Genomic DNA, 9,287 nt, shown 5'->3' on the forward strand with positions numbered 1-9,287 from the left:
TACGGGGAGTGGCTATGAACGAGGTCGTCCGTGCGGAGCTGTCGGTCGTCGTGATCGGCGCCGGGCCCGTGGGCCTGGCGGCCGCCGCGCACCTGCTGGAGCGAGGGCTGGAGCCGCTCGTCCTCGAGCAGGGGGCCGACGCCGGTGCCGCTGTCCGCGCCTGGGGTCACGTCCGGCTGTTCTCGCCGTGGCGCTACGACGTCGACGGCGCGGCACGTCGCCTGCTCGAGACGCACGGCTGGACGGTGCCCGCCGCCGACGACCTGCCGACCGGGAGCGACCTCGTCGACCGGTACCTCGCCCCCCTGGCCGCGACGCCCGAGATCGCGCCGCGCCTGCGGACCGGGACCCGCGTCGTCGGTGTGACGCGCGACGGCGCGGACAAGACTCGCAGCCTCGGACGCGAGCGACGCGCCTACCGGGTGCGCACGGTCGGACCGGACGGTCAGGTCGAGGACCTGCTCGCGCGCGCCGTCGTCGACGCGTCCGGGACGTGGGGTCGCTCGAACCCGCTCGGGACGGGCGGCCTGCCCGCGGTGGGCGAGGAGGACGCCGCGCGGTTCCTCGCCGGACCGCTGCCCGACGTCCTCGGCCGCGGCCGCACGCGGTTCGCCGGGGCGCACACGCTCGTCGTCGGGATGGGGCACTCGGCCGCGAACACGCTGCTCAGCCTCGTCGAGCTGTCCGAGACCGCGCCGGGCACCCGCGTCAGCTGGGCGATCCGCGGGGGTTCCGCGCGCCGGCTCTTCGGCGGCGGCACCGACGACGAGCTGCCCGCCCGTGGCCTGCTCGGCACCCGGCTGCGCGACGCCGTCGACGCCGGACGCCTCACCCTGGTGCGCTGGACGTCGATCGAGCGGCTCGTGCCCGGCGAGCGGACCGTGCGGGTGCTCGGCACCTCCCGGGACGACGCGCTCGACCTCGACGTCGACGTGATCGTCGACGCGACCGGGTTCCGCCCCGACCTCGACATGCTGCGGGAGGTGCGCCTCGACCTGGACCCCGCGCTCGAGTGCCCGCGCGCCCTCGCGGAGCTCATCGACCCGAACCAGCACTCGTGCGGGACCGTCCCGCCCCACGGCGAGACGCTCCTCGCGCACCCGGACGCGGGGTTCTACCTCGTCGGCATGAAGTCCTACGGACGGGCGCCGACGTTCCTGCTTGCGACCGGGTACGAGCAGGTGCGCTCGATCGCCGCGGCGCTCGCGGGCGACCGGGTCGCGGCCGACCTCGTCCAGCTCGACCTGCCCGCGACCGGCGTCTGCTCGACGGACCTCGGCGCGGACAACGGTGCCGGCGGTGACGGGGTCGAGGGGGCTGCGTGCTGCGGGAGCGCCGCGCCCGAGCCGGAGCTCGTGACGATCGGGTTCGCGACGGGTGTGGCCCACGGCCGTGCCGGCGACGCCGCGCGGGGCGACGGGTGATCCGGGACGCCGTCGCGGCCGACGCCGCGCAGCTCGCGGAGATCTACGCCCACTACGTGCGGACCAGTACCGCGACGTTCGACACCGAGCCCGTGCCGGCCCGGGCCTGGGCGGAGAAGATCGCCGCGATCACCGGCGCGGGCTGGCCCTTCCTCGTCGCGGTGGACGACGCCGCCCCGGACGACGCCGCCCCGGACGACGCCGCCCCGGTCGAAGGGCAACGGATCCTCGGCTACGCGTACGTCGGGCCGTGGCGGACGCGTCCGGCGTACCGGTTCACGGTGGAGGACTCCATCTACCTGCGCCCGGACGCGACGGGCCGCGGTGTCGGCCGCGGGCTGCTCTCCGAGCTCCTGGAGCGGGCGCGCGCGGCCGGCGCCCGGGAGGTGGTCGCCGTCGTCGCGGACGGTGACTCGCCGGGCTCCGTCGCCCTCCACCGCCGCCTCGGCTTCCAGGACGCCGGGCGTCTCGAACGTGTGGGTACGAAGTTCGACGGCTGGTGGGGGACGACGCTCCTGCAGCTCTCTCTGCACGAGGAGTGAGCCCGGGTCGCGTCAGGTCGTCACGAGGTCGCGTCGGCGGAAGCCGACGAACCCGGCGGCGAGCAGCGCGACGGCGAGCGCGCTGAGCCCGACGAGCGGTCCGGCGTCGAACGCCTCGCCCGGGAGCTGCGGCACGTGCCACAGCGGGGACAGGCCCTCGGCCCAGGTGGGCAGGTCGAGCAGGCCGCCGAACATCCCGATGAGGAATCCGAAGGCGAGCACGACCCAGGGCAGACCGGCGAGGCCGGGTCGCCACCCGTAGAGGGCGACGACGAGCCCGACGAGGACGGCGACGGCCGGCAGGTAGACGACGGCCGCGGCGACGTACTCGCCGAGCGAGGGGTCGCTCACCCCGACGGAGAGCCCGCCGAGCGCGAGGCTCACGCCCGCCACGAGGAGCAGGATCACCGCGCCGATCCCCGTGACGGCGAGCTGGGCGCCGAGCCACCGCGTGCGGGAGACGGTGGTGGCGAGCACGGGCTCGACCCGCCCGCTCGTCTCCTCGCCCCGGGCCCGCAGCGCGGATGCGATGGCGAACGCGCTGACGCCCAGCACGAGGAACGTCGTCATGGCCGCGACGAACCCGTCGACCAGGTCCTGCTCGCCGAAGAGCTCGAGCAGCACGGGGTTGTCGACCGCCATCTCGCCGACCATGTCGCCGGCCGCGTCGACGAAGGTCCCCGAGGCGAAGGCCATCACGCCGATGCCCGCGCCCCAGGCGACGAGCGAGCCGCGCTGCTGGCGCCAGGCGAGGGCGAACGGCGACCGCAGGCTGGGGAGCGCCTCGGCGCGCCCCGCCCGCGGCGGGAGGAGCCCCGCGCCGACGTCGCGGCGTGCGGCGAGGGCCGAGCTCAGGAGCAGCAGGAGCACGATCGCGGCGAGGGAGAGGGCGAGCGGCCACCAGCGCAGGTCGACGAACGCCCGGATCTGCTGCGCCCAGCCGATCGGGGAGAGCCACGACAACCAGCTGCCGTGGGTCTCCTGCACGTCCCCGATCGCGCGCAGCAGGAACGCGGCGCCCAGCACGACGAGGCCCAGACCGCTCGCGGCCCGCCCGTGCTCGGTGAGCTGGCACGTCACGACCGCGACCGCGGCGAACACCAGGCCGGTGACCCCGACGGCCGCGCCGAGCGCGAACGAGTCCACGACGGCCAGGCCCGCGCCCGTGAGCAGGAGCCCGGAGAGGACCGCGATGGCGGCGTTCGCGACGGTGGCGGTGAGGAACGCCGCGGTCGCGGGCGCGTGCCGGCCGACGACGCCCGCCCGGACGAGCTCGGCCCGCCCGGTCTCCTCCTCGGTGCGGGTGTGCCGCACGATGAGCAGGATGCTCATGATCGCCACGGCGATCATGGCGGTCAGCGTCATCTCGTTCGCGACCATCGCGCCGAGCGTGTAGTTCTCGAGGCCGTAGCCGGGACCGGCCATCATGGTCGCGGCCGGGCTGGCGATGAGGCTCGCGCGCAGCTGCCGGTCCGCCGCCGTCGGGTAGACGGTCGCGAAGGCGGTCGCGGCGTAGAGGAACAGCAGCCCGATCGACAGCGCCCACACGCTGAGGCGGATCCGGTCGCGGCGCAGGAAGAACCGCAGGAGCGTGCCCAGCCCGGTGAGCGGTCCACCCGTGGTGCGGTGGTCGCCGCGGGTGCCCGACGGCGCGGTGAGGGTGGCGCTCATCGGGCACCTGCCGGGTCCATCGCGGAGAGCTCGTCGCCGTAGTGGCGCAGGAACAGCTCCTCGAGCGACGGGGGAGCGGCCTGCAGGCTCCGCACACCGAGGTCGGTGAGGGTCCGCAGGACGGTGGCGACGTCGTCGTTGTCGACGTCGAACCGCACGCGGGTGCCGTCGGTGGCGGGCTCGGCGACGAGGTCGTGCACGCCCGGGTGCCCGGCGAGCGTCTCGGGGTCGTGCGTGGTGACGGCGGTGATGGTCGAGCGCGTCAGGTGGCGCAGCTCGTCGAGCGTGCCGGACTGCACGGTCCGGCCCGCGCGGATGATCGTCACGGTGTCGCAGAGCTTCTCCACCTCGGCGAGGATGTGGCTCGAGAGCAGCACGGAGCGGCCCTCGGCCTTGACCTCCTGGATGCACTGGGTGAAGACGGACTCCATGAGCGGGTCCAGCCCGGAGGTGGGCTCGTCGAGGACGAGCAGCTCGACGTCGGAGGCGAGGGCGGCGACGAGGGCGACCTTCTGCCGGTTGCCCTTGGAGTAGGTCCGGGCCTTCTTCGTCGGGTCGAGCTCGAAGCGTTCGAGGAGCTCGGCGCGTCGTGCCGGGTCGACCTTCCCGCGCAGCCGCGTGAGGAGGTCGATGGCCTCGCCGCCGCTGAGGTTGGGCCAGAGGTTCACGTCGCCCGGGACGTAGGCGAGGCGCCGGTGGAGCGTGACGGCGTCGGCCCACGGGTCGCCACCGAGCAGCCGGACGGAGCCGGAGTCGGCGCGCAGGAGCCCGAGCAGGACGCGGATGGTGGTGGACTTGCCGGAACCGTTGGGGCCGAGGAACCCGGCGACCTGGCCGTGCGGGACGACGAGGTCCAGGCCGTCGAGGGCGGCGACGGTGCCGAAGGACTTGTGCAGGTCGTGGATCTTCACGGCGGGCTGGGACGTGCGGGGTGTGCTCATGGGAGTGCTCTTCTCGACGAGGGGACGAAGGGTCAGGCCGACGCGGGGTCGGCGGACTCTTCCGGGGGGTCGCCCACGTAGAGGAGGTAGGCGTCGAGCATGCGCCGGTCGGTGAGCAGGCCCTCGGTGTAGAGCTCGAGGGCGGGCCCCGCGATGCGCTCGAAGAAGTCGTCCATGATGCCGGCGAGGTCGCTCGGGTCCGCGGGCGGGTTGATCGACAGCTCGAGGAGGAGCGTCCCCAGGGCGGACTCGACGAGGTAGCGGGCGCGGGCGTGCTCGTCCCGGCTCGGGGTGATGGTCCCGGCGGCGACGCCGTCCCGGAGGTAGTCGACGGCGTCGGCGATCATGTGCTCGACGAACCCGCGCGCGCCGTCGCCGCCGGTCTGCAGGCTGCGGATCGCGTACCCGACCAGGGGGGCGAACTCGGCGACGCGGGCCATCTGCCCGAGGAACGCTGTGGGGCCGCCGGTCTCGGAGACGACCTCACGCTTGTTCTCCCGGATGAGGGCGAACACGTGGTCGTCGCACGCGTGGCGGAGCCGGTCCTTGGACCCGAAGTGGTGGATGACGAGCGCGGCGCTCACACCGGCGTCCTCGGCGACGCTGCGCAGGCTGGCGCCGAAGCCGTCGCGGGCGAAGCGCAGGATCGCCGCGTCGCGGATGCGCGCGCGGGCGGTGAGGTCGTCGGCCGGCGGTGTGCCGCGGCCGGGTCGAGATGCTGAACGCATGAACAGCAGGCTAAACGAGCGTTCAGCCTGCTGTCCAGGTGTTCAGCGGACGGGTGTCACGCCGAGCTCGTCGAGCAGCGTGAGCACGCGGCCGCGGATCTCGTCGCGGATCGGGCGGACCGAGTCGATGCCCTGGCCGGCCGGGTCCTCGAGCGCCCAGTCCTCGTAGCGCTTGCCCGGGAAGATCGGGCACGCGTCGCCGCAGCCCATGGTGATGACGACGTCGGACGCCTGCACGGCCTCGGTGGTCAGCACCTTGGGCTGCTCGGCGCGGATGTCGATCCCGACCTCGGCCATGGCGTCGACGGCGATCGGGTTGATCTGCTCGGCCGGCATGGAGCCCGCCGAACGGACCTCGACCGCGCCGCCGGACAGCTCGCGCAGGAAGCCTGCGGCCATCTGGGAGCGGCCGGCGTTGTGCACGCAGACGAACAGGGCGCTGGGGCGGGTGGACTCGGTCGTGCTGCTCATGGTTCCTCCGGTAGGTCGTGCGGTGCTGTCGGGGTGGCTCGGGCGAGGGGGACGGTGCGGGCTCACGGCTCCTCGGGCAGGATCTCGGCGAGCAGGCCGCGCACCCGCTGGTCGATCTCGTCCCGGATGGCGCGGACGCCGGCGGGCGAGGCGAGGGCAGGGTCTCCCACGACCCAGTCCTCGTAGCGCACGCCGGGCAGGACGGGGCAGACGTCGCCGCAGCCCATGGTGACGACGACGTCGGCGGCGCGCACGGCGTCGTCGGTGAGCGGCTTGGGGAAGGCGGTGCCCGCGGCGTCGGGCCCGGCGATCTCCTCGAGCGTCGCGCGCACGGTGCCGTGGACGGCGCCCGCCGGGGTGGACCCGGCGGACCGTACGACGACCCGGTCGCCCGCGTACCGCTGCAGCAGGGCTGCGGCGAGCTGGGAGCGGCCGGCGTTCGCCACGCAGACGAACAGCACCTGCGGCACGTGCGGTGCCCGCTCGGCCGGCCCGTGGACGCTGAGGGCGTCGGCGGAGCCGGCACGCTGCGCCCGCTCGATGTCCGCCAGGCGCTGGCGTGCGAACCGCTCGGTCGTGGCGACCAGGTGCGCGCGCACCCCGGCGCGCCGCGCCAGAGCCGCGTAGGACTCCCGCACCGTGCGCTGCACGACGTCGGCCCGCAGCCCGGGGTGCGCACCCGCCAGCTCGGCGGCGACCCGGTCGAGCGTGGCGTCGACGTCGTCCAGCCCGGTGAGCTCGTGGGCGCCGCGACCGGCCTCGAGGGCGGCGGGCGCGAACGACTCGAGGAGGGTGGACACGGTGCCGCGGAAGTCGGGCGAGACCCGGTACCAGACCCACGTGCCGCGGCGCTCGGAGAGCACCACACCGACGTCGCGCAGCACCCGCAGGTGGTGGGAGACGGTGGGCTGGGAGACGTCCGCGACCTCGGCGATGTCGCACACGCACGCCTCGCCGCTGGGCGACGTCGAGATGAACGACAGCATCCGCAGCCGCAGCGGGTCGGCGAGGGCCTTGAGCGTCGTGGCGATCGCGGTGGCGGCGTCCACGCCGATCGCGTGCGCCTCCGCCGACGTACCGGTGCCGGGGGTGAGCGTGGTCATGACCGGACCTCCATCGGTGCGCCGTCCGTGGGGACGGTCGCGTACGGGTCGACGCGGAACCAGCGCCGCGCGGCCCACAGGGAGACGTAGACCAGCCCGACGAGGACGGGAACCTCGATGAGCGGCCCGACGACGCCGGCGAGAGCCTGCCCGGACGTCGCGCCGAAGGTGCCGATCGCGACCGCGATGGCGAGCTCGAAGTTGTTCCCCGCGGCCGTGAAGGCCAGTGTCGTGGAGCGGGCGTAGCCGAGGCCGAGGACCTTGCCGGCCCAGAACCCGATGCCCCACATGAGCGCGAAGTAGACGAGCAGCGGCAGGGCGATGCGGACGACGTCGAGCGGGTTGGACGTGACGGCCTCGCCCTGGAGGGCGAAGAGCAGCACGATCGTGAAGAGCAGGCCGTAGAGCGCCCACGGGCCGATCCGCGGCACGAACCGCTCCTCGTACCAGTCGCGGCCCTTGGTGCGCTCGCCGATCCAGCGGGACGCGAAGCCCGCGACGAGGGGGACCCCGAGGAACACGAGGACGTTGAGCGCGATCTCGCCCATCGACACCTCGAGGCCCTGCGTGTCCAGGCCCAGCCAGCCGGGCAGCACGGTCAGGTAGAAGTAGCCGAGCAGGGAGAAGGCCACGACCTGGAACACCGAGTTCACCGCGACCAGGACCGCGGCCGCCTCGCGGTCGCCGCAGGCCAGGTCGTTCCAGATGACGACCATCGCGATGCAGCGTGCGAGGCCCACGATGATCAGGCCCGTGCGGTACTCGGGCAGGTCCGGCAGGAAGATCCACGCCAGCGCGAACATCAGCGCCGGGCCGACGAGCCAGTTCAGCACGAGGGAGGACACGAGCAGGCGGCGGTCGCCCGTGACCGCGGCGACCCGGTCGTAGCGGACCTTGGCGAGCACCGGGTACATCATGACGAGCAGGCCGATGCCGATCGGCACCGAGATGCCGCCGACCTCCATCGAGGCGAGGAGGTCCGAGACGCCGGGGACGAACCTGCCGAGCACGAGCCCGCCGACCATCGCGAGCCCGATCCAGACCGGCAGCCAGCGGTCGAGCGTCGACAGGCGCCGGGTCGCGGCCTCTGCGGGCACGGTCGCCGTCGAGGGCGGCAGGCTCATGCGAGGACCTTCTCGATCTCGTCGACGAGGGCGCGCTTGGGGCGGGCACCGACGACGGACTGCACCAGCTCGCCGCCGACGTAGAAGTTCAGGGTCGGGATCGACACGACCCCGGCCTCGATAACGGACTGCGGGTTGACGTCCGCGTCGAGCTTGGTGATCTTGATCCGGCCGGCGTACTCCTCGGCGAGCTCCTCGAGGATCGGGGCGACCTGGCGGCACGGGCCGCACCAGGTGGCCCAGAAGTCGACCAGGACGGGGATCTCGGAGTCGGTGACCTCGGCGGCGAACGTGTCGTCGGTGATGGCGATCGTGGGCATCTCAAGCCTCCTGGGTGGCGAGGACCGGCAGGTCCGCGGGGATCGTGTCGGCGAGCTGGTCGAGGTAGCGCTGGGCGTCGAGGGCTGCGGCGCAGCCGGACCCGGCAGCGGTGATGGCCTGCCGGTAGGTGTGGTCGACCGCGTCACCGCAGGCGAACACCCCGGGCAGGTTCGTGGCCGTGGTCCGCCCGACCACCTGGATGTACCCCTCGTCGTCCAGATCGACCTGACCGGCCACGAGCTCGGTGCGCGGGTCGTGCCCGATCGCGACGAACACCCCCGTCGCGTCCAGCACCCGCTCCGCACCGCTCACCGTGTCACGCAGCGTGACCGAGGAGACCTTGTCCGCCCCCGAGATCCCCACGACCTGCGCGTTCCACACAAAATCGATCTTCGGGTCCGCCTGCGCCCGATCGACCATGATCTTCGACGCCCGCAACACATCCCGACGATGCACCACCGTCACCCGCGAGGCGAACCGCGACAAGAACGTCGCCTCCTCCATCGCCGAGTCCCCACCACCGACCACCACCACGTGCTGATCCCGGAAGAAGAACCCGTCACACGTCGCGCACCACGACACCCCACGACCCGACAACCGCTTCTCATCAGCCAGGCCCAGCTCCCGGTACGCCGACCCCGTCGCCAGCACCACCGACCGCGCCCGCCACGACGCACCATCACCGGCCACCACCGACTTCACCGCACCCGACAGCTCGACCGACACCACGTCGTCGTACACCACCCGAGCCCCGAACCGCTCCGCCTGCTTCTGCATCGCCTCCATCAGCTCCGGACCCATCACACCGTCCGCGAACCCCGGAAAGTTCTCCACCTCCGTGGTGTTCATCAACGCACCACCAGCCGTCACCGACCCCGCCACCACCACCGGAGCCAACCCCGCCCGCGCCGCATACACCGCAGCCGTCCACCCCGCAGGACCCGACCCCACGATCACCACGT

General features: G+C 73.5%; 10 protein-coding genes. 2 read left to right on the plus strand and 8 right to left on the minus strand.

The window, feature by feature from the left end:
- The first annotated feature begins 14 nt into the window (after positions 1-14).
- On the plus strand, positions 15-1,424 hold the full coding sequence (locus tag OHL10_RS08415; RefSeq protein ID WP_265521741.1) for an FAD-dependent oxidoreductase: 1,410 nt from the start codon (positions 15-17) through the stop codon (positions 1,422-1,424).
- On the plus strand, positions 1,421-1,966 hold the full coding sequence (locus tag OHL10_RS08420; protein ID WP_265521742.1) for a GNAT family N-acetyltransferase: 546 nt from the start codon (positions 1,421-1,423) through the stop codon (positions 1,964-1,966). The genes OHL10_RS08415 and OHL10_RS08420 overlap by 4 nt, the downstream gene beginning before the upstream one ends.
- A 12-nt stretch (positions 1,967-1,978) precedes the next feature.
- Here the strand turns inward: OHL10_RS08420 and OHL10_RS08425 are convergent, their stop codons facing one another.
- From OHL10_RS08425 to trxB, 8 genes are all read right to left on the minus strand, one after another.
- Positions 1,979-3,637 (minus strand): ABC transporter permease, encoded by a 1,659-nt coding sequence (locus tag OHL10_RS08425; protein WP_265521743.1) that lies wholly within the window; start codon positions 3,635-3,637, stop codon positions 1,979-1,981.
- Positions 3,634-4,578, minus strand: coding sequence for an ABC transporter ATP-binding protein (locus OHL10_RS08430; RefSeq protein ID WP_265521744.1), 945 nt, complete (start codon positions 4,576-4,578; stop codon positions 3,634-3,636). The genes OHL10_RS08425 and OHL10_RS08430 overlap by 4 nt, the downstream gene beginning before the upstream one ends.
- Positions 4,579-4,610: 32 nt before the next feature.
- Positions 4,611-5,306 (minus strand): TetR/AcrR family transcriptional regulator, encoded by a 696-nt coding sequence (locus OHL10_RS08435; protein ID WP_265521745.1) that lies wholly within the window; start codon positions 5,304-5,306, stop codon positions 4,611-4,613.
- Positions 5,307-5,348: 42 nt separating this feature from the next.
- Entirely contained in the window at positions 5,349-5,777 is a 429-nt protein-coding gene (locus tag OHL10_RS08440; protein ID WP_265521746.1) for an arsenate reductase ArsC, read from the minus strand.
- Positions 5,778-5,839: 62 nt separating this feature from the next.
- Positions 5,840-6,880, minus strand: a complete 1,041-nt coding sequence (locus tag OHL10_RS08445) for a metalloregulator ArsR/SmtB family transcription factor (RefSeq protein ID WP_265521747.1) — start codon at positions 6,878-6,880, stop codon at positions 5,840-5,842.
- Positions 6,877-8,004: an ACR3 family arsenite efflux transporter gene (gene arsB / locus OHL10_RS08450; RefSeq protein ID WP_265521748.1), complete on the minus strand. Its 1,128-nt coding sequence runs from the start codon at positions 8,002-8,004 to the stop codon at positions 6,877-6,879. The genes OHL10_RS08445 and arsB overlap by 4 nt, the downstream gene beginning before the upstream one ends.
- Positions 8,001-8,324 carry a thioredoxin gene (gene trxA, locus OHL10_RS08455; RefSeq protein WP_265521749.1) on the minus strand — a complete coding sequence of 108 codons (324 nt, stop codon included), beginning with the start codon at positions 8,322-8,324 and terminating at the stop codon, positions 8,001-8,003. The genes arsB and trxA overlap by 4 nt, the downstream gene beginning before the upstream one ends.
- A 1-nt stretch (position 8,325) precedes the next feature.
- A complete protein-coding gene (gene trxB / locus OHL10_RS08460) occupies positions 8,326-9,285 on the minus strand; it encodes a thioredoxin-disulfide reductase (RefSeq protein ID WP_265521750.1) in 960 nt (319 codons plus the stop codon).
- Positions 9,286-9,287: the final 2 nt, after the last annotated feature.

Origin of the sequence: Oerskovia flava (genome assembly GCF_026163685.1) — a bacterium.
GTDB classification, from domain to species: domain Bacteria; phylum Actinomycetota; class Actinomycetes; order Actinomycetales; family Cellulomonadaceae; genus Oerskovia_A; species Oerskovia_A flava.

Coding starts and splice junctions, on each gene's coding strand:
- OHL10_RS08415 (WP_265521741.1), top strand. CDS start 15: ATGAACGAGGTCGTCCGTGCGGAGCTGTCGGTCGTCGTGATCGGCGCC.
- OHL10_RS08425 (WP_265521743.1), bottom strand. CDS start 3,637: ATGAGCGCCACCCTCACCGCGCCGTCGGGCACCCGCGGCGACCACCGC.
- OHL10_RS08430 (WP_265521744.1), bottom strand. CDS start 4,578: ATGAGCACACCCCGCACGTCCCAGCCCGCCGTGAAGATCCACGACCTG.
- OHL10_RS08435 (WP_265521745.1), bottom strand. CDS start 5,306: ATGCGTTCAGCATCTCGACCCGGCCGCGGCACACCGCCGGCCGACGAC.
- OHL10_RS08440 (WP_265521746.1), bottom strand. CDS start 5,777: ATGAGCAGCACGACCGAGTCCACCCGCCCCAGCGCCCTGTTCGTCTGC.
- OHL10_RS08445 (WP_265521747.1), bottom strand. CDS start 6,880: ATGACCACGCTCACCCCCGGCACCGGTACGTCGGCGGAGGCGCACGCG.
- arsB (WP_265521748.1), bottom strand. CDS start 8,004: ATGAGCCTGCCGCCCTCGACGGCGACCGTGCCCGCAGAGGCCGCGACC.
- trxA (WP_265521749.1), bottom strand. CDS start 8,324: ATGCCCACGATCGCCATCACCGACGACACGTTCGCCGCCGAGGTCACC.